We start from the raw sequence: 24,256 nt of genomic DNA on the forward strand, positions 1-24,256 counted from the left end.
ATTGGAGTACAATCTTTGCCGTTTATGATTATTAAGATTAGATAGAACAGCTATTTAATCATTATGACGATCCTCTCAATTGGAGATAATTACATGAAGCAACCTGTTCGCGTTGCCGTTACTGGCGCTGCTGGTCAAATTGGTTACAGCCTATTATTCCGTATCGCAAGCGGTGAAATGCTTGGTAAAGACCAACCAGTTATTCTTCAATTATTAGAAATTCCTGTTGAGAAAGCTCAGCAAGCGCTTAAAGGCGTAATGATGGAACTAGACGACTGTGCTTTCCCATTATTGGCGGGCATGATCGGTACTGATGATCCTAAAGTAGCTTTCAAAGATGCAGACTATGCTCTATTAGTTGGTTCACGTCCACGTGGTCCTGGTATGGAACGTGCTGACCTTCTTAAAGTAAACGGCGAAATCTTCATTGGTCAAGGCCAAGCATTGAACGAAGTTGCTAGCCGTGACGTTAAAGTTCTTGTTGTAGGTAACCCTGCAAACACTAACGCTTACATCGCAATGAAATCTGCTCCAGATCTTCCAGCGAAAAACTTCACAGCAATGTTGCGTCTTGACCACAACCGTGCATTAACTCAACTTGCTCAAAAAGCAGGTGTTGCAGTTTCTGACATCGAAAACATGACTGTTTGGGGTAACCACTCTCCAACTATGTATGCTGACTACCGTTTTGCTAACGTAAACGGCGAAAGCTTGAAAGACAAAATCAACGATGCAGCTTGGAACAAAGACGTATTCCTTCCAACTGTTGGTAAACGTGGTGCTGCGATCATCGAAGCACGTGGTCTGTCTTCTGCTGCTTCTGCTGCGAACGCTGCAATCGACCATATGCGCGATTGGGCTCTTGGCACAAACGGCAAATGGGTAACTATGGGTATTCCTTCTGACGGTTCTTATGGTATCCCTGAAGGCGTAATGTTCGGTTTCCCTGTAACTACTGAAAACGGTGAATACAAAATCGTTCAAGGTCTTGAAATCGACGAATTCAGCCGTGAACGTATCAATGTTACACTGAACGAGCTTGAAGAAGAGCGCGCTGCAGTTGCTGACATGATCAAATAATTTAATCTTTTAAGATTAAGTTAAAAAAGCACTCCATTTGGGGTGCTTTTTTACTGCTATTTCTACAAAATTTAAAGAACAAAAAATAACATCTTGTGAAGGAGGGACAACTGAACTTTGCGAGTAGCTCATCTAGTTTAATAAGAAGAATCATCAACAAAAGAGGAGGTACTGAGATGTTAGAGCAGCGACCTACCATGGAACTTTTTTTTGAGCAACTCGGCTTGGATTCAAGCCCGGAAGCAATCGATGAATTTATTAAAACCCATCAGATTGGGATGGATGTCCCCTTACATAAAGCTCCTTTCTGGACCAAAAACCAACATGATTTTCTGATTGGCCACTGGAAAGAAGATGATGACTGGGCAATTTTCGTAGATGTACTCAATGAGCAATTGCATATTGAGGCAGAAGGGAGTGGTTCTTGTGATCTGCCTTCTTCTAAGCATCAATAATATTTTCAAATCAATGAACTGATTATTTTTATGATGGAGTGAACGAATGGTATTAGAACAGCAAGTGACTTTAGAATTATTATTTGAGCAATTAGGCTTGCCTGCTGATGAAGCATCAATTGATGAATTTACCAAAAATCATCAGCTACCATCAGACGTGATTTTGCCGGATGCAGATTTCTGGAATGAGGGGCAAAGCGCTTTTCTTCGCGAACACTGGCATCAGGATGATGAATGGATCGTAATCATTGATAAACTGAACCAGCTTTTACATGTTGAAAGTGATAAAGAAGGCCCTGAAAGCAATTAAAGTTTCTTTATACAAAAAGACACAACAAAACCTAGTCCTTTGACTAGGTTTTTTTTATCTTATCTTATAAGTTAGTCCTATAAATAACTACAATATATCTGATATAAGGAGGGCATATGCTCGGGAAGAACCAACCATCCTTAGAAATGTTATTTTCTCAACTCGGCCTAGCTAACAGCCCGGCGGCCATCGAGCTTTATGTGCGTACTCATCAGCTACCTGCCCATATGTCATTGCATGAAGCACCTTTCTGGAATAAGGCGCAGCGTTCGTTGCTAATTAGTCATCTGGTACAAGATGATGACTGGGCAATCTGGATTGATGAACTGAATCAGCAATTGCATCTGGATGCAGATCGACGCCGTTTGGCTTGAGTAAATTAAATTAATTCATAAAAAATGCCTCATCAATATGAGGCATTTTTATAAGAACAGATTTCGTTTTTCTAATGCATACGGCTACGCAGAATCTGAATAAACCATTCCAGTTGACGATATTCATCAAATGCCGGATGCTGGCCTACCAGTTCATGGTCAAAATGGGCCGTTTTGCTGTATTTATTTAACCAGTGACGAGTCATGGCAGGTTCTTTCTTACTAGCAGATGCATAAGCTAAGAAGAAATAAATATCCGCATGCTCATAATTGGTCATTGGTTTTAGAATCTGCTGGGTAATGAGCGCATAACGATCTTCTTTGGTCAGCTCAAAGTAGATCATATAGGCTTTGGCCAGATGCAAAGACAGATTGATATACAAATCAAGTGGCATTTCTTCAAATTCAATCCGGCCTTGCTCCAGCAGAACAATCGCTTCTTGCAGGAAATGAACCTGCTCCTGACGTAACTGGCTGATGGTCACCAGTTGCAGACGAAGATCAGCCCGTTCAAGCGCCAACTCAGGCGTATTGCCATTTAAAAATAGCTGATCTGTTTCACCAATGCGTGCAATGATCTCTTTGGGGGTTGGTCGCATGAACGCAGTCCTCATATCTCAATGATTGCTATATGAGGCTGAAAATTGAAATTTAAAGCGTGGAAAAAAGATTAGAGCAAATGGGTATCACTTCTTAGCCAGGCAGTGATTGATAAACGCTGGTGTTTGGCTTTTAAAACTTCATGCATTAAATCACTTTGGAAGAAGGCAATACGGTTTGGCTTAGGCTGGATAATATGCCATTGATCATTTTTATCCTGCAAATGTAGTTCGCCGCCCCAGTTATCTTGCCAATCATCATGTAAATAATAAACCGCAGAAATCATCCGGCCATTCTTGCCTTGAGGATTATCGCGATGCAGGGCATAGAACTCACCTGCGTTATAGCAGGCAAAATGGGCTTCCACATTTTTAATGCCGAGGAAGAAAGCGCGGTTCAGCTCATGACCTAAGGCCTGTAAGGTTTGCACATGCTGGTTAGAAATTTCCAGATCTTCATTGAGCCAGAGAATGTGATCACTGCGGATATTGCTAACTACGCCATTCTGAATGGCTGCATCACGAAAGCGTTCCAGATTGCTGGTACATTCAGCAATCAGCTGTTCAACATAGGATGGGGCATAAGCATTGTCGATCATGCTAAAACCATGCTGATCTAGATCATCAAGAATCTGATCAACTGGCCAGGTTGCCGGGAGTTGAACTGCTTCCATAGAAACTCACCTAGAAGGGTAAATTGGGGTTGCGCTATTCTATGTAAGAATCGGGTCTGAACGAAACTATTTTTCATGTTAAAATAGCGGTTGATATTAGGAATTAATGAAACATGAATTACCGTCACCATTACCATGCTGGCAACTTTGCCGATGTCATGAAGCATGTATTGCTGCTTCAATTATTGACTCGACTCAATGCAAAAGATAAACCATATCGCTATGTGGATACACATGGTGGTGCAGGTAAATATGATTTATCCACCTCTGAAGCACAAAAGTCAGGGGAATTCCTGAACGGTATTCATCGCCTGATTAAGCTGGATGATTCGGTCAAGCGTAATGCACCAGAAGGTGTACAACAATATTTAAAAATTGTTGAGAAAATGCGTGAAAACTTTGGTAAAGGTGCATATCCGGGTTCACCCTGGTTTGCGCTGGAAGGCATGCGTGAAATTGACAAGGCCACCATTTTTGAAATGCAGCGTGATGTGTTTCAGCAGCTACGTCATAACATTTTCGATAAACGTGCCGGTCTGCATGAGCGTGATGCGTATGAAGGCTTGCTCGCAGTCATTCCACCGAAAGAAAAACGTGGTCTGGTCATGATCGATCCGCCTTATGAGTTGGAGCGTAAAGACTTCCCTCAATTGGTTGAATTATTGGTTGCTGCTTATAAAAAATGGCCGACAGGCGTATTTGCAGTTTGGTACCCAATTAAAGACCGTGCCATGATTGAGCGTTTCGAGAAGAAAATGTTCAAGACCGGGATTCGCCGTCAGTTGGTATGTGAAATCTGTGTATGGCCGGATGATACGCCGGTGGGTTTAAATGGTTGTGGTTTACTGGTGATTAACCCACCTTGGAAGTTCTCTGAAGATGCAGACGAAGCGCTGCAATGGTTATTCCCGCATTTGCGTATGCAAGAAAATGGCGGTCATGCTGCAGTTCGTTGGTTAGTAGGCGAATAATATTTTAAAGATCGGGTCATAGTTAGGATCGACAAGAATGACAAGTACAAATAAGCCGGAACACGAATCTTCTGAAGATTTGCCATTTGATGGCATCACCTTCGAGGTGGAAGAGGTAGAGCATACCCAGGAAGGGCAAAGAGTTAAGCGTCGAGGTATCTATCTATGGCCTAATTTGATTACAACCGCTGCGTTGTTATCAGGCTTTTACTCGATTATTGCCAGCATGAATGGCGAGTTTCAGCAAGCTATTTATGCGATTTTCTTGGCGGCTTTGTTTGATGGTCTCGATGGTCGTGTGGCAAGAGCGATTGGGGCACAAAGTCCATTCGGTGAACAGTTTGACTCACTATCCGATATGCTGGCATTTGGGGTGGCACCGGCTATTTTGATGTATAGCTGGGGATTAAGTGACTTAGGCCGTATCGGGCTGGCGGCATGTTTTGTCTATACCGCATGTGCGGCTTTCCGTCTGGCACGCTTTAATGTTCAGATTGGCGTAGTGGATAAGCGGTACTTTATTGGCGTTGCGAGTCCATTAGCAGCCGTCATTATTATTTCACTGGTTTGGGTGGGATTGGATTTCCCGGCTGTGTTTGATATTCGTGACTTTACTGTACAAATCGTTAATGCTGCGATTATTGTAATCGTGGGCTTGTTGATGATTTCTAATATCAAATACTATTCATTTAAAACTGTAGAGCGTAGACGAGTACCGTTTTTCGTGTTGCCAATCGCAGTGTTTATCTTTGCAGCGATGACTTATAATATTCCAGTGGGGATTCTCTTGATCTCCGTCATCTATGCCTTGTCTGGTTTCCTTACAACCTTTATGGCAAAAAGACAGAGTACCTTATAATAATATAAAAATAAGGAGTTTGAGATGCAGTTTCTTCAAGATTTTCTAGATCGTTCGAAACAGCTGAATCAGACTCCTGCTGTTTCCCCGCATAATCTTGCCTATCATGGGCCAAACCAGAAATATAAAATTATTCATCAAGGTTTGACACTTCCTGATCTGCCTGCCCCCCTTCATTATCTTAACTTTTTGAGTATCATCGGTCAGCCTAATGCACCGATGTTGGCAAACCCGAGTGCTATTCAAACCAATGCACTGGATACAGTCACAGTAATCTGTAGTACCAGTCCGCATATGGCAGGACAATTAAATTGCTATTCAATCAAAAAGGATTGCAAGTTTCAGTATGGCCTGTTTCAGTTTCTGGATCGTGAAAAACTGACAGGCGACTTTCCGCATTTTCGTTTACAGCGTTTTGATTCTGAACTGAGCTTTGATCTCAGCATCCATACGACCAATCTGATTTCACACTTCACCCAAATGCGCTTTGCACTGGCTGATCATTGGTCTTTGCTCTGTTATTGTCAGGGTACCTTACATTATAAAGATCAGAAATATCTTATTGAGAGCTTAGGCAGTTTTGAGTTCGCACGAAGCTTTAATTTTCCCTATTTACCTTTAGCCTTTCTGACTTATCAGATTATTAACCTGAGTGAAGGACGACAATTATTGCTGGCACAAATTCGGGATAGTTTGAACAGCATTGTGCAGTCACGAATTTATCTGCGTGACCTGAAAAATATGACCAGTCAAATGTTCGATCAAAAAGTCTATTTCAAGGTGCATCGGGTTTATCCGAGTGTGACTACCCCAAATGGGCAAAAGATGTATCTACCGCGTGAGTTTGAATGGTGCTATGAAGATGGCAAAGGAACACAGATCTGGTTGCAAGGACAAAGCCGGGGAGATTTCAAATTTGGTCTGGCTGCGGGTTATGTTGGAAGCTTTAATTACGAAGTCAGAATTAATGGCAAGACTGAGTATGGAGAAGGAGGCTATTGTAAATATATAGATTGCCGCTCCTTGCGCTTTCAGGAACACGATAAAAAAGAGAAATTATTAAGTACATTGGCCAATCCTGTACCTTTAATGCTCAAAAAATAGGGAAAATCGGCATTTTTGTAGAAATAATAATCAACTGAAGTATTTTCTTAAAAATAGGGGTTGCGCTTGTTTGGGATTGGTCTATAATGCACATCCATCGGCGGTGATGAAGATTAAAACTTCTGATAAAACAGTAACTTAGCATGAAATAGTTAAGTTGGGTTTTAGAAAGGGGGGTTAAAAATAATTTTCATTACTGGTTGACTTTCTAGAGATAGAGAGTAATATAGCCGACCTAGCTTGCTACTGACGAAGTAGTAAGAAGATCATTAAGAGATTATGAAGAACAACTTGTGTGGATTTTTACTGGTTGATTGATCGAAATTATTTTCATTGATTGATTGGTTTGAATTACTCGAAGTTTATTTGAGCGAAATTTAAGTCAGGAAATTGATGAGCCAAGTTTAAGAGTTTTACTTATAAAACTCGAAATGATTTTAACTGAAGAGTTTGATCATGGCTCAGATTGAACGCTGGCGGCAGGCTTAACACATGCAAGTCGAGCGGGGATAGGGTGCTTGCACCTGATTCCTAGCGGCGGACGGGTGAGTAATGCTTAGGAATCTGCCTATTAGTGGGGGACAACGTTCCGAAAGGGACGCTAATACCGCATACGTCCTACGGGAGAAAGCAGGGGATCTTCGGACCTTGCGCTAATAGATGAGCCTAAGTCGGATTAGCTAGTTGGTGGGGTAAAGGCCTACCAAGGCGACGATCTGTAGCGGGTCTGAGAGGATGATCCGCCACACTGGGACTGAGACACGGCCCAGACTCCTACGGGAGGCAGCAGTGGGGAATATTGGACAATGGGGGGAACCCTGATCCAGCCATGCCGCGTGTGTGAAGAAGGCCTTTTGGTTGTAAAGCACTTTAAGCGAGGAGGAGGCTTACCTGGTTAATACCTGGGATAAGTGGACGTTACTCGCAGAATAAGCACCGGCTAACTCTGTGCCAGCAGCCGCGGTAATACAGAGGGTGCAAGCGTTAATCGGATTTACTGGGCGTAAAGCGCGCGTAGGTGGCTAATTAAGTCAAATGTGAAATCCCCGAGCTTAACTTGGGAATTGCATTCGATACTGGTTAGCTAGAGTATGGGAGAGGATGGTAGAATTCCAGGTGTAGCGGTGAAATGCGTAGAGATCTGGAGGAATACCGATGGCGAAGGCAGCCATCTGGCCTAATACTGACACTGAGGTGCGAAAGCATGGGGAGCAAACAGGATTAGATACCCTGGTAGTCCATGCCGTAAACGATGTCTACTAGCCGTTGGGGCCCTTGAGGCTTTAGTGGCGCAGCTAACGCGATAAGTAGACCGCCTGGGGAGTACGGTCGCAAGACTAAAACTCAAATGAATTGACGGGGGCCCGCACAAGCGGTGGAGCATGTGGTTTAATTCGATGCAACGCGAAGAACCTTACCTGGCCTTGACATACAGAGAACTTTCCAGAGATGGATTGGTGCCTTCGGGAACTCTGATACAGGTGCTGCATGGCTGTCGTCAGCTCGTGTCGTGAGATGTTGGGTTAAGTCCCGCAACGAGCGCAACCCTTTTCCTTATTTGCCAGCACTTTGGGTGGGAACTTTAAGGATACTGCCAGTGACAAACTGGAGGAAGGCGGGGACGACGTCAAGTCATCATGGCCCTTACGGCCAGGGCTACACACGTGCTACAATGGTCGGTACAAAGGGTTGCTACTGCGCGAGCAGATGCTAATCTCAAAAAGCCGATCGTAGTCCGGATCGCAGTCTGCAACTCGACTGCGTGAAGTCGGAATCGCTAGTAATCGCGGATCAGAATGCCGCGGTGAATACGTTCCCGGGCCTTGTACACACCGCCCGTCACACCATGGGAGTTTGTTGCACCAGAAGTAGCTAGCCTAACTGCAAAGAGGGCGGTTACCACGGTGTGGCCGATGACTGGGGTGAAGTCGTAACAAGGTAGCCGTAGGGGAACCTGCGGCTGGATCACCTCCTTAACGAAAGATTGACGATTGGTAAGAATCCACAACAAGTTGTTCTTCATGACGATGTATCTGAGGGTCTGTAGCTCAGTTGGTTAGAGCACACGCTTGATAAGCGTGGGGTCACAAGTTCAAGTCTTGTCAGACCCACCACTAACGACAAGCAAGCAATTGCAGAGTGAAGAAATCAGAGACATTGACTTATTGATAAGCTGGGGACTTAGCTTAGTTGGTAGAGCGCCTGCTTTGCACGCAGGAGGTCAGGAGTTCGACTCTCCTAGTCTCCACCACTCATTGCGATGCAATGAGTTAAACATTAAGCAAACGGTTTGATAGCTTATAGAGCTTAGTAAGAAAGCGGCGTATAATGCGCGGCATTGTTATTAATCTCTGTGATTTATCACAGTAATGCAGTCCGACGAGGATGCATTAAATCATTAACAGAATATATTTGAGTTGAAATAATTTGTTCATACTCATACAAGAGCGGAAACAGGAGATCGCAAGATTGATTGTTGAAGTGATTGAATGAGAACTAGCGAAATTAACTGAATCAAGCGTTTTGGTATATGAATCTAATTGAAGCTGTACAGTGATTAAGTTCACAAGATCGCAAACAACTACGTTGCTACACTGACTTGTAGGTGTAACGACTGTTTGGGGTTGTATAGTCAAGTAATTAAGTGCATGTGGTGGATGCCTTGGCAGTCAGAGGCGAAGAAAGACGTGATAGCCTGCGAAAAGCTCCGGGGAGGCGGCAAATATCCTGTGATCCGGAGATGTCTGAATGGGGAAACCCACCGGCTATAAGGTCGGTATCATAAACTGAATACATAGGTTTATGAGGCGAACGCGGAGAAGTGAAACATCTCAGTATCCGTAGGAAAAGAAATCAATTGAGATTCCCTCAGTAGCGGCGAGCGAAAGGGGAACAGCCCATTAAGTCATATCAGTTTTAGTGGAATGCTCTGGGAAGTGCAACCATAGTGGGTGATAGTCCTGTACACGAAAGGGCTGATATGATGATGTCGAGTAGGGCGAGGCACGTGAAACCTTGTCTGAATATAGGGGGACCATCCTCTAAGGCTAAATACTCCTGACTGACCGATAGTGAACCAGTACCGTGAGGGAAAGGCGAAAAGAACCCCTGTGAGGGGAGTGAAATAGATCCTGAAACCGCATGCATACAAGCAGTGGGAGCCACTTTGTGTGGTGACTGCGTACCTTTTGTATAATGGGTCAGCGACTTATATTCAGTAGCGAGGTTAACCGCATAGGGGAGCCGTAGAGAAATCGAGTCTTAATAGGGCGTTTAGTTGCTGGGTATAGACCCGAAACCGGGTGATCTATCCATGAGCAGGTTGAAGGTTGGGTAACACTAACTGGAGGACCGAACCCACTGTCGTTGAAAAGCCAGGGGATGACTTGTGGATAGGGGTGAAAGGCTAATCAAACTCGGTGATAGCTGGTTCTCCCCGAAAGCTATTTAGGTAGCGCCTCGGACGAATACCATTGGGGGTAGAGCACTGTTTCGGCTAGGGGGTCATCCCGACTTACCAAACCGATGCAAACTCCGAATACCAATGAGTACTATCCGGGAGACAGACTGCGGGTGCTAACGTCCGTAGTCAAGAGGAAAACAATCCAGACCGCCAGCTAAGGTCCCTAAATCATAGTTAAGTGGGAAACGATGTGGGAAGGCATAGACAGCTAGGAGGTTGGCTTAGAAGCAGCCACCCTTTAAAGAAAGCGTAATAGCTCACTAGTCGAGTCGGCCTGCGCGGAAGATGTAACGGGGCTAAAACTATGTACCGAAGCTGCGGATTTGCAATTTATTGCAAGTGGTAGGGGAGCGTTCTGTAAGCCGATGAAGGTGGATTGAGAAGTCTGCTGGAGGTATCAGAAGTGCGAATGCTGACGTGAGTAACGACAAAACGGGTGAAAAACCCGTTCGCTGAAAGACCAAGGGTTCCAGTCCAACGTTAATCGGGGCTGGGTGAGTCGACCCCTAAGGCGAGGCCGAGAGGCGTAGTCGATGGGAAATTGGTTAATATTCCAATACTTCAGTGTAATGCGATGAGAGGACGGAGAAGGTTAAGTCAGCCTGGCGTTGGTTGTCCAGGTGGAAGACAGTAGGCATGCATCTTAGGCAAATCCGGGGTGCTCTATGCTGAGAGTTGATAGCAAGCCAGTTTACTGGTGAAGTGGCTGATACCATACTTCCAGGAAAAGTCTCTAAGCTTCAGTTACACTGGAATCGTACCCGAAACCGACACAGGTGGTCAGGTCGAGTAGACCAAAGCGCTTGAGAGAACTCTGCTGAAGGAACTAGGCAAAATGGTACCGTAACTTCGGGAGAAGGTACGCTGCCGGCGGTGATAGGACTTGCTCCTTGAGCTGTTGGCAGCCTCAGAAACCAGGCCGCTGCAACTGTTTATTAAAAACATAGCACTCTGCAAACACGAAAGTGGACGTATAGGGTGTGATGCCTGCCCGGTGCTGGAAGGTTAATTGATGGGGTTAGCGTAAGCGAAGCTCTTGATCGAAGCCCCAGTAAACGGCGGCCGTAACTATAACGGTCCTAAGGTAGCGAAATTCCTTGTCGGGTAAGTTCCGACCTGCACGAATGGCATAATGATGGCGGCGCTGTCTCCAGCAGAGGCTCAGTGAAATCGAATTCGCCGTGAAGATGCGGTGTACCCGCGGCTAGACGGAAAGACCCCGTGAACCTTTACTGCAGCTTGACATTGAACTTTGATCTTACTTGTGTAGGATAGGTGGGAGGCTTTGAAGTGGTGACGCTAGTTGCCATGGAGCCGTCCTTGAAATACCACCCTGGTAATATTGAGGTTCTAACTCTGCTCCCTGATCGGGAGCGAGGACCATGTCTGGTGGGTAGTTTGACTGGGGCGGTCTCCTCCTAAAGAGTAACGGAGGAGTACGAAGGTGCGCTCAGCGTGGTCGGAAATCACGCGTAGAGTATAAAGGCAAAAGCGCGCTTAACTGCGAGACCCACAAGTCGAGCAGGTACGAAAGTAGGTCTTAGTGATCCGGTGGTTCTGTATGGAAGGGCCATCGCTCAACGGATAAAAGGTACTCTGGGGATAACAGGCTGATACCGCCCAAGAGTTCATATCGACGGCGGTGTTTGGCACCTCGATGTCGGCTCATCTCATCCTGGGGCTGAAGCAGGTCCCAAGGGTATGGCTGTTCGCCATTTAAAGAGGTACGCGAGCTGGGTTTAGAACGTCGTGAGACAGTTCGGTCCCTATCTACCGTGGGCGCTGGAAATTTGAGAGGATCTGCTCCTAGTACGAGAGGACCAGAGTGGACGAACCTCTGGTGTACCGGTTGTGACGCCAGTCGCATCGCCGGGTAGCTATGTTCGGAAGGGATAACCGCTGAAAGCATCTAAGCGGGAAGCCTACCTCAAGATAAGATTTCCCCGAGACTTTATGTCTCCTAAAGAGCCGTTGAAGACTACGACGTTGATAGGTTGGATGTGGAAGCATAGCGATATGTGAAGCTGACCAATACTAATTGCTCGTGAGGCTTGACTATACAACACCCAAGCAGTTGTATATAAAGCGTCAATTGATTTCATATTGATCTAACGATCAGACGAAAACTTGATTTAGTTAAGCTAATCGAACAAATGAGAGTATAATTAAGCACTGCTTAGTTCTACTCGCAAGAACTCAGATATTCTGTTAATAACTCATTTGGAAAAAGCATTGGCATACACTGAAAAGTGAGACATAAGACCAAAGCAAGTATCCATAAACAGTTGTGCTGGCGACCATAGCAAGAGTGAACCACCTGATCCCTTCCCGAACTCAGAAGTGAAACCTCTTAGCGCTGATGGTAGTGTGGGGTTTCCCATGTGAGAGTAAGTCATCGCCAGCTCATTATTCCTAAAAAGCCCTCTGCTTACGCAGGGGGCTTTTTTTTATGCGTGGGGTTTAAATAGTTACAACTTTTTCTATTGATATTTTCTGATCTAAAAAATGAGTTAAGGAGTAATAAGGAGCAGCCAAAACTTCAGAGCTATTAGCTGCACCATATTGTTTGAAGTAATTAAATTTTATCTATTAATACTTCTTTAATATATTTAAGAATTTTCAATTATTTCCTATTGATCAAGCTGACGACGAGCATGTTTAAATGCTGTTCTTAGTCCTTCTTCTAAAGTCGGATGATAGTAAGGTTTTGCCAGAATCTGATGAATATCTTGCTCTGCATCAATCATCCAGGCTAGCATGTGTGCTAGATGTTCGGCTTGAGGGCAGAATAATTCAGCACCTAATAATTTTCCTGACTTTTTATCTATATATACTTCAGCTCCGCCTTTATTTTCTGCAAGGATTAATGCGCGTCCCTGTCTTTCGTAAGAAACAAAACCTCTAATATATTCCGTATTTTTCTCTTCTAGCTGTTTGAAACTTTGACCAATAATCGCCATTTCTGGTTGGCTAAATACGATTGCCAAAGGAGTTAGGGTAGAAATAGGTTGAACATCTGGAAAATTTAAGCAGTTTTGGACTACTTCTTTACCATTGTGAGCAGCTTCATGTTGAATTGGGGCATCAGGGGCTGCATCTCCAACAATAAAAATAGGGAAATTTGCTAATTGCTTGGTTTTTTTATTAATAGGTAGCTTTTTAACCTCTTGAAATTCAGAATTAATTTTTTCCAAATCTAATCGATCTAAATTAGAACTACGTCCAGTGGCTAAGAGTACATAATCTACTTCAATACTTTGCTTTTGATCATTCTCTATATAGTCAATTTTTACCTGATCATTAAGGAGTTTGACTTGATTTGGTAGGGTTTTAAATTTGATATCCAGCTCGTTATTTAGTTGCTCTCTAACCAAAGCTTGTAAAGTTGGACTGGTGAGTGCACCTATTTTCTGACTACGAGCAAACATAGTAGTACGTACCCCTAAACGTTGCATGGCTTGAACCAATTCAATTGCAATGACGCCACTACCAATCACTGCTAAGGATTTAGGTAAATGTGAAAGCTCAAAGATTTCATCAGAAGTCAGGAGTTTATCGCCTAGTTCATTTTTTAAGGTGCCATCAAAATTTGGTCGAGAGCCTACTGCAATAATAAAACTTTTAGCTTGATAAGATTTTCCCTCTACTTGGACTGTTTGAGCATTAGTAAATTTGGCATGCCCTGATACTTTATGAGTTGAATCCCATTGTTCTACTTCTTTTAAAGTGGCCCGAATATAATGATCACGAAGCTTATGTAAGCGCTCCATAACAACTGAAGTATTTATTACTGCCTCATGTTTTAATCCGAAATTTTCTGCAGTTTTAATCTCATGCATACGATTAGCAGAAGAAATTAGAAGCTTGCTCGGCATACAGCCTACACGAGCACATGTAGTCTCCCATGAACCAGCATTAATAATTAAAATATTTTGGGTATATTTAATAGCTTCTTTATAAGCACTAATTCCTGCTGTGCCTGCACCGATAATAATAATGTCATACATAAATTGCTTACCAATTCTCAGAACATGAATATTTATATGCATGATTTACAATGTTTCTGATGTAAATTATGTAACTAGATTGCTTATTTTTGATATTTTGAGTAAATTTTGTGTAAAAGCCAGAAGATTAACTTTTATGGCAGCTTAACTATTATATGCAGTGGGAAAAAACATGAGTTTGTTTATAAATTTAAAAAAATTAGGGGTTAACACGACTGTTTTAGCAACATCGATTTCTTTAGTTGCATGTGGCGGGGGGGGGAGTGACGGTTACTATAATAATGACAATAATAGTCAACCAAATACAGGAGGAAATAATGGAGGCGGCAATGAATCTACAGATAATACAGCTCAAGTTCCAGAAAGCTTGAATATTAATTTGCAAGATTCGAGTGGCCAAAATATTGTTCAGGTTGTAGATAATTCAACTGTACAAATTGCTGTTCAGGTCTTAAATGCAGATAAAGGTGGAATTTCTAGCAAAAATGTACGATTAGCGATTAATGATTCAGATAAATTAGGTGTAACAAGTAAAAGTTCCTTAGTTGCTACAGCTGAAGATGGTATTGCTATTTTTGAGCTTAAAATTCCTTCAATTAATATTGAATCTGGTAAAGTACAATTAACTGCAACTGTAGATGGCACACAAGTTAAACAGGTATATACCCTTAATATTAAAAAATCTAGTGTAATTGTTAGTGATTATACTCTAGATGTGCCACAAGGCCTTACGATTGATTTACCAAATGGGACAGTTGAATTTTTTGTCCAAGTGACTGATCCAAAAGGTGGTTCTAAGTCAGGACAAACCGTTGAATTGTCTTTACCTGCTGAGTTACAAGGATTGTTTGTAATTAGCAACGGATCATCTGTACAGACAGATAGTGAAGGTAAAGCAAATTTTAAACTTGTAGCAAATAAAAATTTAACTGCGGCACAAATTCAACAGCTTGTAGATACATCTAAAACACTAAACTTTAAACTCATTGATGAGCATCGTGCAGAAAAGCAAGCAACTACGTCTCTAACATTTAAAGATATTGCAACAATTGTCGATAAACTTGAAATTATTAAGCCTGATGCACCGATTGCTGCAAAAAATGGCGAAGCACGTATTCGTGTATATGCCAAAAATTCCAATAAACAAGATTTAGCAGGTAAAAAAGTTCGCCTGGAGACCAATCAATCTGGTCGTGGTGTGACCTTGGATAAAACTGAAGCCATTACAAATGCACAAGGTTATGCGGAATTTATCCTAAAAAGTAATTCTGATACACCACTTGCTTTGAAGGATGAAGGGATTGAACTTAAAGCAACTTTCCTAGAGAACCCTGAGAAATTCGCGACCATTACTGTTGATGTCATTACTGCAGATGATAGTGCAACCGATCAAGAAGCTATTCAACGTCTAGAAATCGCTTCATCTTATAAAATCAATGCAATGTCTGACAGTGTTGAAATTAAGGTCAAAGCGATTGCGAACAATGGACATGCTGCGAAAAAAGGTAAAATCAAACTTACCTTGAATAGCGAAGCTGTAGCAAATGCTGTTAAGTTAGAAGGCAGTAGTGATGGTGTTAACTTTGATTTAAATGAAAGTCAGTCTGTCGGCGCAGAGGGTTATGTCACTTTCAGAATTAAAACACCAGCATCGCAAACAGCAGCAGCTGTAGAAGCATTAAAGGCTTCAGGGATCACAGCGACGTTTACAACAGATAACGGTATTAGCAATAATATTAAAATTGTTGTTGAAGATAAGGCTGTTGCAACTGAAGCAGTTAAGTATCTCTTAATTGATCCAATTAATGAAAACTTTGATCCTACCAAGAACCAAGACATTACAATTAAAGTAAAAGCAATTGGTGAAAAAGGTGGCCCTCTTAAAGATGAAAAAGTATCAATTAAATCTTTACTTTCAGATGATCAGCTGAATAAGTTGAGTTTAAGTTTAAGTACAGCTGCTGAAGTTTTAACAGATGCAAATGGTTATGCAGAGTTTGTTTATAAGTATCAATATAATAAATCTGCAGAACAGCAAGCGTTAGCTAAGCAAGGGATTACTTTTACATCCACGGCATTATCTAATCAAAAGACTCAAACGATTAAAGTTAACTTCAATACAAAGAGTGTCAGTGACAAAGTCAGCCTTGATTACTTTACTTTAGATACTGATGGTTTAGCTCAAATTGCACTTAATCAACAAACTGAAATTGTAGTACGTACGCAAGCCTTTGGTGTTGATGGTGGAGTTCTTGCTAATCAAGAATTAGCTATTGGTATTGATGAAACTGCGATGTCAAATGGTGTTTCATATGCCACGGCAACTAAGCTTGTATCGGATGCACAAGGTAAAGTTGAATTTAAATTAAAAGTTGCAGCACGTAATTTGACTGAATTAAATACCTTGATTGAAAAAGGACTAACTGTTGCAGTAGTGTCTTATCGTAATGATGGTTCTAAGCATTCAGTTACTCGTAAAATTGATTTAGTTTCAAACTCGATTATTGACACTGGAACGAGTCAAGTGGATTACCTCATGGTAGATCCAATCTTAACCCGCTTTGACTATACGCAAAATCAAGAAATTACCGTTCGTGTAAAAGCATTAGATGTCAATGGAAGCCCATTAGCAAAAGAAAAAATTCAGTTAAAATCTGCCCTAACTAATCAGCAGATGCAGCAGTTAGGCTTAAGTTTTACGACCCAAGCAGAACAAATCACTGATGCATTAGGTTATGCAACGTTTAAACTTAGTTACCAGTATAACGAAACGCATGAACAAGAAGAACTTGCGAAAAAAGGTCTTACTTTCAATGCTTTGGCAAATGGTAAGGTCAGTAATATTCGCATTAACTTTAAGGCTCCGAGCGATAGTATCGACTTAAGTTTCTTTACTGTCGATACAGATGGACAAGCCTTAATTTCGACCACTACAGATACACCGATCAAGATCCGTGTCAAGGCAATGGGTACAGATGGTAAGGTTTTAGCTAACCAACGTATTAGTATTGGTATTGATAATACTGCAGTTTCAAATGGCGTAACGTATGCGACCTCTAATAACCTAGTTACAGATGCATTAGGTAATGCTGAGTTCGTTTTAAATGCGAAACCAAAGAATAAAGATGAACTGAATGCGTTGCTTGCGAGTGGTGTAACAGTCGCTGTTAAAGCAACTGCAAAAGATGGTTCTGAATATACAACGCTAAGAACGATTAAGCTTATTGAGCAAGAGCAAGCATCGCAAGTATCTTCACTACTAATCGATCCGTTACAAGCAGCATATGACTATACAAAAGACCAAACAATTCAAGTACGCGTGAAAGCGATTGGTCAAGCTGGTCAGTCTTTACGTAATGAAAAAGTGAGCTTAACGACAGCCCTTAGTGCACAAGAGTTAGCTGATCTGAATTTAAGTCTTGTTGGCGATGCGACGAAACTGACTGATGATTATGGTTACGTGACATTCACATTTGACTATAAATACAATGCACAGTCTCCTGCACAAAAGAAACTGCTAAATGGTTTTGAAATTAAAGCAACTGCTAATGGAAAGACGAATAATACGATTATTAACTTTAAAGCACCTGCAAATGAACAAGAAATCAATCTTGATTATTTAGTGGTATCTACAGGTGGTCGTGCAGTTATCTCAACCGATAAACCAACAGAAGTGACGATTACAGCAACTGCATTGGCAACAAATGGTCAGGCATTAAAAGACCAGACTGTGAAAATTGAATTGAATGAAACAGAAACCAATAGTGGTATTTCATTTAATTCTGCGACAGAAGTTGTGACCAATGCACAAGGACAAGCCACATTTAAAGTCAACATTGCACCAGAAAATGCATCTGAATTAGAGGCATTGCTTGCATCTGGTTTGAATGTTCGTTTATCTGCACAGCGTGTAGATGGTTCTGCATACAAAGTATCAAGAAAAGTTGAACTTTATAAGTCAGAAGCAGAAGCACCAAGTGAAGTTGATTACCTGATCATTGATCCAATTAGTGTTTATGACTACAGTAAAAATCATACCATTGCGGTACGAGTGAAGGCGATTGGTGAAGATGGTAGCGCATTACGTAATGAAAAAATCACATTGCGTCCTGAAAACATCTCAGGTGCAGAATTAGCGAAACTCAATTTGAGTTTAAATGGTGCTGCTGAGCAATATACCGATGATCAAGGCTATGCTGTCTTCGAATTTAGCTATAACTACGATGCAAAATCTACAGAGCAAAAAACCCTTGCATTGAAAGGTGTAGCGTTATTGGCGACTGCAAATGGTAAAGAGCAGCGCACAGTTATTAACTTTGCGGAAACTCAAACTAATACGCTTGATTATCTTGTCATTGATATGATTGGTAAAGCTGTCATTGATACGGATGTAGAAACTAAAGTTGTATTATCAGTGCTTGCAAAAGGTACTGATGGTTCAGTTTTGGCAAATCAAAATGTTCAGATTGAATTGACCAATGAAAATGGTATTAATCTTCTTACAGCTTCATCAGTAGCAACTGATGCAGAAGGTTATGCAAAATTTGAATTCAGTGTGCATCCAAAGAACCAACAGGAATTAGAAGCATTATTGACAAATGGCGTAACAGTAAAAGTCTCATCTGCAGTTGCTGATGGATCTGTTCGTCAAGCTCAACGTAAAGTTGAATTAGTACAAGCCGAAGAGCAAGTTGAATCTAAAGTTGAGACTTTAGTTATTGATCCAATCTCAAATTCATTTGACTATACTCAAGATCATACGATTCAAGTACGCGTTAAAGCATTAGATGCTGCTGGCAGTACGCTGAAAAATGAAAAAGTTGCAATCACAACTGATATTCAAGCGAAATTAGCACAACTCAACTTTAGTTTAGATGGAGCAGCTGAACAGTTTACTGGTGATGACGGCTATGCGACATTTGTATTTGAATATAAATATGCAGAATCTACAGTACAGCGTGAGATCTTAAATGGTGTAACTGTTACTGCAACTGCAAATGGAAAAACACAGACGACAAAATTGAACTTTAGAGAGTCTTTAACTTCAGAAGCATTAGATTATATTTCTATTGATACAAATGGTTATGCTGCGATTGAAGAAAACGTACAAACTGATATTACTGTTAAGGTACGTGCAATCAATGTGGGTGGTAAAGCACTTGCTAATCAAGATGTAACGATCAGCTATAATGAACAAGCACATAATAATGGTGTTTATTTACTTGATCCAACAGGTGCGAATGTTGGTGCACAAACCTTTACGCAAAAAACGGATGCTGATGGATATGTAACCTTTACCTTTAAGGCATTGCCACGTAATAAAGCGGAAGTGCAAAAGCTGATTGATGATGTGACTGGTGATTTACAGGTTACATTAACAGCTAAACGTGCTGATGGTTCGAATTATGAAGCTTATCGCCGTATTGACTTAAGAGCTCCTGTTGTTGAGTCTACACCTGCAGAAGTTTTAATTGATCCAATTCTGCAAGCATTTGATTATTCAAAAGATCAAAAAATCATTATTCCAGTAAAAGCGTTATCTGCTGATAAGGGTGCTTTACAGGGTGCAAAAGTTACGATTGATACACCGGATTTAACCCTAGCGCAGTTAAAAACAGCACAATTCACTTTAACAGGTGAAGCAACTAAGCTTACTGATGCCAATGGTTACGCTTATTTTGAGTTTGAATATAAAGCAGCAAGTACTCAAGAGCAGATTAAGCTGGTGAGTCCAGGTGTTCGTATCACGGCGACCACCAGCAATGGTAAAGCTGCTGTTCAAACCTTGAACTTTAAATCGCCAAATGCCGGGCAGATTCTAGATTACTTTACCTTAGATGCATCTGATTATGTTGTTACATTGGGTGTGAATACACCTAAGACGATTCAGGTGACAATTAATGCGAAAGATACACAAGGTAATGCACTTGCAAATCAAGTCGTGTCACTAGGTTTAAATGAAGCTGCTTTAAGTAATGGTGTAAGTTTCAACACGCCATCTCAAGTCATGACAGATGACAAAGGTCTTGCAACATTTAGAGTGACACTCAATCCTCAAAGTGATACAGAAATTGAAAACTTGGCTGCAAATGATCTTGAATTTACAGCAACTGCACGACGTGCGGATGGTTCTGAATATACGCTGGTTCGTAAAATTGAGTTAGATAAAGCTAAGGTTATTTTACCTGAATTAGCGAATCTTATCTTTACGACAGTAGATGATAAGCCATTAGATACAATTTCTGTTCTTGGTGGTGAAACACGCGTCAAAATTAAAGCAGTTGATAAAGCTGGTAATACAATTCCAAACACGCCTATCGCAGTTGCACTATCTAGTTTAACTTCTAGTCGTGTGACATTAAGCAATGTACCAACTCAAACTAACAGTAAGGGTGAAGCTGAATTTACGGTTACCGTTTCTGAGGGCGCATATGATGCTAGTTTGATCAAAAATGGTATTGTCTTTGCAGTAGTTGGTACGAACTTAAATAATGGCGATCGTTTACAGCAAACAAGTGTAATTGGTATCACCGCTCCAGCAAATGCTTTAAATCCGCGTTTAACCTCAGATGTAAAAACAGTGACAGCTGGGCAAACAATTAAAGTGTATGCAGCTGTTAAAGATGAAATGGGGATTAATACTGCTAATGGTACACCAATGCAATTAACTCTGAATCCAGAAGCGATAGCTGCAGGTATTAAGCTGAGTGCTGAAGGAGTGGTGATACAAGGAAACGGTTCAGTTCCTATTGACTTGATTGTGCCAAAAGGTATTACAAAAACAGTATTAAGCTCTATTATGGTTACGGGTACTATTCGTGATCCACGTGGTAATAAACTTCAGACGGATCTGACTTTTACTGTTCAAGATATTAGTAATCCTTATCACTTGACGATAGATAGCAGTCGAGTATCTTTATCATCATCAGGTGATAGTGCATTTGTAACAGTTAAACTTCTTGATGCGAATCAAGGTGGGGTTGCCAATGAAACTGTAACTTTAGCGATTAATGACCCACGTAATGCTACGAGTATTAATGGTTCTTCACAAATTACAACAAATGAGTTTGGTGAAGCTGTATTTGAAGTATCAATGAAATCATTACAGGGAATATTATCAACTCCTGTTCTACCAATTGAATTAACAGCAACACATACCACTGCAACAGGTGCTATAGTAACTCAACCTGGTAGTATTCAAGTCCATTCACCAACAGTTCTAGCACCAACATTAGATTTAAAAATCAAGTCATCTAAAGATAAATTGAATCTAAGAGGCGATAGTGTTGAAGTGTCTGTATTAGTAGTAGACTTAGAAGGATCAAGTCAAACTGGAAAAGCAGTAACTTTAACAATCCCAGCATACAGTCAAAATGGTGCTTATATTCGTGGTGCATCAACTGTAGAAAGTGATGAGAATGGTTGGGCAAAATTTACAATTGTTATTGATGAAAGCTTGCGTGATCGAAACTATGACTTTGCTACTGCTGACCTACGTGTAGAGGCTATTGTTAAGGATGAACAAAATACAGAACGACGTGTACCTCATCGTATTGATGTTGTAAATTCAGAAGTGCCAGTAACTGTTGGTTCTATTGCTGTTAACTTTAACCCAACAGAGATTACATCAACAGCTAATGGGGTTTATTATCAAAAAGAAGGTTCTGTTCAATTAGTTGATGTTGATGGTAAACCTGTTGCAAATCAGGATGTTGTTCTGGATGTTCGTCCAACTTCTTATGTCATCGGTGAATGGATGTTTGGTATTCAAAAAAATCCATGGAAAGTCGTGACTAAACCTGTTTTAGATGCAAGTGGTAATCCTCTAACTAATCCTGATGGGACACCTAAGACAGAAGATGTAAAAGAATTGGATGCAGTTTATCCATTCACAAACTTGAAAGGTTGGATTAAACCAAATGACTATTACTATCCACTGTTGAATTTTACACCGTCACAGACATTAATGCAGAATTTGACAACTACATGTCCAATTAATGCAAATACTTCAACTTGGGCAGCTAATGGTCAGGCATTACGTGTGGTTCGCTTCCTAGGTGGGACAGCAAATAATAGTACAACTCATCCATATACTGCGACCTATCGTACAGATAGCACGGGTAGATTTGATTTCATTATTGAATATCCGAAAGCTAATGCACAATGGGTATCTGTAGAGGTTGGTGCGAAAACAACACTTGCACATACACCAACGAGAGGCTATACAACATTAACATTACCAAGTTTAGCTAGTGATTATGCGACTGATGGAAGTTATGCTCCGAACCGTGTAAGTCCATATACGACTTGTATTAATTGATCTAACTAAAAAAACAGCGCTTCGGCGCTGTTTTTTTTTATAGGAGCTAAAATTCAAAAAATTAAATAGAAGTTCCCACACTGACACCCACAGTAGGCTTAAAATTAATTGAACTACAACCCATCAATGCAAGACTGCAACATATAACCAGTAAGAATTTATACATACGCCGATCTCTGAAACTAAAAGGAGATGTTGACTAAAAGTACATTTCCCCAAATACCTTAGTCATCCAGCAAGTCCATCTGTTTCGCCAGCTGATATAAATTATTGGAGCGATTTCCTGTACGGCAGAACATCAAGATCGGTTTTGGTAATTCGTTATAATGGTTGGCAAAGGTGCGCACATCAAGCTCGGTAATCTGGCCAGCAACTACTGGCTGGAAGACATAATCCAGACCTGCACTACGAGCAGCCTCCTCAATTTGTACGCTGGTTGGCTGTTCAGGGCCACCTTCCATATCCGGACGGTTATTGATAATTGATTTAAAACCTTTTTCAACTACTTGAGAGATATGTTCAGGACCAATTTGGCCAGCAAAGCCTACATTTTCGCTCATGATGTCACTCCATTATGTCATTTATCTTGATATGCTTTATGATAGCATTAAGCTGAAAACATGATGGCCTAGTTCTGAAAAATTTATAAACGATTACAACTATAAAATAACGCAATGGAGCGCGTATGTACGCCTATACAGTCGAACCACTGTATGTCAAGAGCGGTCAGGAAGTGATTGCTGCGGATTTCTATCGTCCTCAACAGATTGACAAACCAGCTGTGATCCTGATGGCTCATGGCCTGGCTGCTTTACGTCATTTTAAACTGGTGCAATATGCCCAACGTTTTGCCAGTGCAGGTTATGCGGTGGTTCTGTTTGATTATCGCTATTGGGGAGGCAGTACCGGGCGTCCGCGTGAATTGGTGTCGATCGGTGCTCAGCTTGAAGACTGGCGTACCATGATCCAGCATTTGCAGGCACGTAAATCGATTGATGCTAAACGGATTGTGTTATGGGGAACAGCATTGGGTGGCGGGCATGTACTGACATTGGCCGCAGAACTAAAAAATATTCAGGCGGTAATGGTACAGGTCCCCTTTGTTGATGGTGCAGAAAGTGCAAAGCTTTATCCTTTGCAGCAATTGCCTAAAGCCCTGAAGATTTCCAGTCAAGATTATATGGGAGCAAAGGTCGGAATGGCGCCCAAGACCTTGCTGGTGGTTGATCGTAATGAACTCTGTTTTATGCCGACACAAGACAGTTATGAAGGGTATCTATCCATTGTGAATCCAGATTATTACTGGAGTGGCCATATCCCAGCCCGGGTATTCTTTAAATTGATGCGTTACCGTCCTATTCAGCAAGTCCGCAAAATCACTATTCCTGTCCTGTTTATCGCAGCAAAACAAGACAGCCTGATTCCCATTGAAGCTAGCCGGGAAACCGCAACCAATATTGCACCATTTGTACAATATCATGAGTGGAATATGCGGCATTTTGATATTTATCATGGTGAATGGTTTGAAAAAGCAGTCTCGACCCAATTAGAATTCTTACATCAACATATTGGAGTGCGCTAGATGATCATTGTATGCCCGAATTGCCAAGCTAAAAATCGTGTGCCAGAAGAAAAATTAACGGCCGATCCAGCATGTGGTCAGTGTCATCAGGCTTTGGTTCCACTGGCGCCGATTGAGCTAAATGAACAGAACTTTAGTCAGTTTGTCACCCATAGTGATCTTCCCATCCTGATTGATCTATGGGCAGACTGGTGTGGTCCATGTAAAATGATGGCACCGCATTTTGCTGCTGTAGCAAGAGAAAATCCACGGGTGGTATTTGCTAAAATTGATACCGAAGCCAATCCGCGATTAAGTTCAGCATTTAATGTGCGTAGTATTCCGACGCTGGTTTTGATGAATAAAACCAATGAAATTGCTAGAATAAGCGGTGCATTACGTTCAAGCGAACTACAAAAGTGGCTTGATCAGCAGTTAAATAATGCTCAATCCTAATTTAAAAAGCCTGGAGTTCAAGT

14 protein-coding genes, 2 tRNA genes and 3 rRNA genes are annotated in these 24,256 nt (G+C 41.5%); 15 read left to right on the forward strand and 4 right to left on the reverse strand.

Features of this window, described 5'->3' with window-relative positions:
* The first annotated feature begins 93 nt into the window (after positions 1 to 93).
* The 4 genes from ACWM1W_RS02460 to ACWM1W_RS02475 all read left to right on the forward strand — a co-directional run bounded on the left by ACWM1W_RS02460 (position 94) and on the right by ACWM1W_RS02475 (position 2,219).
* Positions 94 to 1,080: a malate dehydrogenase gene (locus ACWM1W_RS02460; protein WP_004786815.1), complete on the forward strand. Its 987-nt coding sequence runs from the start codon at positions 94 to 96 to the stop codon at positions 1,078 to 1,080.
* A 176-nt stretch (positions 1,081 to 1,256) separates the two neighbouring features.
* Positions 1,257 to 1,535, forward strand: coding sequence for a DUF2789 family protein (locus ACWM1W_RS02465; protein WP_005233810.1), 279 nt, complete (start codon positions 1,257 to 1,259; stop codon positions 1,533 to 1,535).
* 46 nt (positions 1,536 to 1,581) lie between these two features.
* On the forward strand, positions 1,582 to 1,845 hold the full coding sequence (locus ACWM1W_RS02470; protein WP_005233812.1) for a DUF2789 family protein: 264 nt from the start codon (positions 1,582 to 1,584) through the stop codon (positions 1,843 to 1,845).
* A gap of 116 nt (positions 1,846 to 1,961) precedes the next feature.
* Positions 1,962 to 2,219 carry a DUF2789 family protein gene (locus ACWM1W_RS02475; RefSeq protein WP_004786809.1) on the forward strand — a complete coding sequence of 86 codons (258 nt, stop codon included), beginning with the start codon at positions 1,962 to 1,964 and terminating at the stop codon, positions 2,217 to 2,219.
* A gap of 71 nt (positions 2,220 to 2,290) precedes the next feature.
* Here the strand turns inward: ACWM1W_RS02475 and ACWM1W_RS02480 are convergent, their stop codons facing one another.
* Together ACWM1W_RS02480 and ACWM1W_RS02485 are read right to left on the reverse strand one after the other, a co-directional pair.
* Positions 2,291 to 2,818 (reverse strand): hypothetical protein, encoded by a 528-nt coding sequence (locus ACWM1W_RS02480; RefSeq protein ID WP_005233815.1) that lies wholly within the window; start codon positions 2,816 to 2,818, stop codon positions 2,291 to 2,293.
* 71 nt (positions 2,819 to 2,889) lie between these two features.
* Entirely contained in the window at positions 2,890 to 3,492 is a 603-nt protein-coding gene (locus ACWM1W_RS02485) for a 2OG-Fe(II) oxygenase (protein ID WP_034171617.1), read from the reverse strand.
* Between the two features lie 113 nt (positions 3,493 to 3,605).
* Here ACWM1W_RS02485 and ACWM1W_RS02490 point away from each other — a divergent pair, with 113 nt between their 5' ends.
* The 8 genes from ACWM1W_RS02490 to rrf all read left to right on the forward strand — a co-directional run bounded on the left by ACWM1W_RS02490 (position 3,606) and on the right by rrf (position 12,293).
* Positions 3,606 to 4,463, forward strand: a complete 858-nt coding sequence (locus ACWM1W_RS02490) for a 23S rRNA (adenine(2030)-N(6))-methyltransferase RlmJ (RefSeq protein ID WP_004786802.1) — start codon at positions 3,606 to 3,608, stop codon at positions 4,461 to 4,463.
* A gap of 37 nt (positions 4,464 to 4,500) precedes the next feature.
* A complete protein-coding gene (pssA, locus tag ACWM1W_RS02495) occupies positions 4,501 to 5,322 on the forward strand; it encodes a CDP-diacylglycerol--serine O-phosphatidyltransferase (protein ID WP_375725874.1) in 822 nt (273 codons plus the stop codon).
* A gap of 24 nt (positions 5,323 to 5,346) precedes the next feature.
* Positions 5,347 to 6,426, forward strand: a complete 1,080-nt coding sequence (locus ACWM1W_RS02500; protein WP_448765322.1) for a DUF6670 family protein — start codon at positions 5,347 to 5,349, stop codon at positions 6,424 to 6,426.
* A gap of 438 nt (positions 6,427 to 6,864) precedes the next feature.
* Positions 6,865 to 8,402 (forward strand): 16S ribosomal RNA (locus ACWM1W_RS02505).
* A 61-nt stretch (positions 8,403 to 8,463) separates the two neighbouring features.
* Positions 8,464 to 8,540: transfer RNA gene (locus ACWM1W_RS02510), tRNA-Ile, on the forward strand.
* A gap of 61 nt (positions 8,541 to 8,601) precedes the next feature.
* Positions 8,602 to 8,677, forward strand: a tRNA-Ala gene (locus tag ACWM1W_RS02515).
* Positions 8,678 to 9,056: 379 nt separating this feature from the next.
* Positions 9,057 to 11,948, forward strand: a 23S ribosomal RNA gene (locus tag ACWM1W_RS02520).
* A gap of 230 nt (positions 11,949 to 12,178) precedes the next feature.
* Positions 12,179 to 12,293 (forward strand): 5S ribosomal RNA (gene rrf, locus ACWM1W_RS02525).
* Together the 16S, 23S and 5S rRNA genes with 2 tRNA genes alongside form the textbook arrangement of a ribosomal RNA operon.
* Positions 12,294 to 12,519: 226 nt before the next feature.
* Here the strand turns inward: rrf and ACWM1W_RS02530 are convergent.
* Positions 12,520 to 13,896: a dihydrolipoyl dehydrogenase gene (locus ACWM1W_RS02530; RefSeq protein ID WP_375726059.1), complete on the reverse strand. Its 1,377-nt coding sequence runs from the start codon at positions 13,894 to 13,896 to the stop codon at positions 12,520 to 12,522.
* A 172-nt stretch (positions 13,897 to 14,068) separates the two neighbouring features.
* Between ACWM1W_RS02530 and ACWM1W_RS02535 the strand changes: the two genes are divergently transcribed.
* A complete protein-coding gene (locus ACWM1W_RS02535; protein ID WP_375726058.1) occupies positions 14,069 to 22,216 on the forward strand; it encodes an alpha-2-macroglobulin family protein in 8,148 nt (2,715 codons plus the stop codon).
* A gap of 224 nt (positions 22,217 to 22,440) precedes the next feature.
* Here the strand turns inward: ACWM1W_RS02535 and ACWM1W_RS02540 are convergent, their stop codons facing one another.
* A complete protein-coding gene (locus tag ACWM1W_RS02540) occupies positions 22,441 to 22,776 on the reverse strand; it encodes a protein tyrosine phosphatase family protein (protein WP_004783676.1) in 336 nt (111 codons plus the stop codon).
* Between the two features lie 125 nt (positions 22,777 to 22,901).
* On the opposite strand from ACWM1W_RS02540, the gene ACWM1W_RS02545 reads away from it, so the two are divergent.
* Complete coding sequence (locus ACWM1W_RS02545; protein WP_375726057.1) at positions 22,902 to 23,798, forward strand: alpha/beta hydrolase; 897 nt, start codon at positions 22,902 to 22,904, stop codon at positions 23,796 to 23,798.
* On the forward strand, positions 23,799 to 24,233 hold the full coding sequence (trxC, locus tag ACWM1W_RS02550) for a thioredoxin TrxC (protein ID WP_262736446.1): 435 nt from the start codon (positions 23,799 to 23,801) through the stop codon (positions 24,231 to 24,233). It abuts the gene before it with no gap.
* The last annotated feature ends 23 nt before the right edge of the window (positions 24,234 to 24,256 follow it).

The organism is Acinetobacter sp. TW_SC_4 (genome assembly GCF_054861205.1).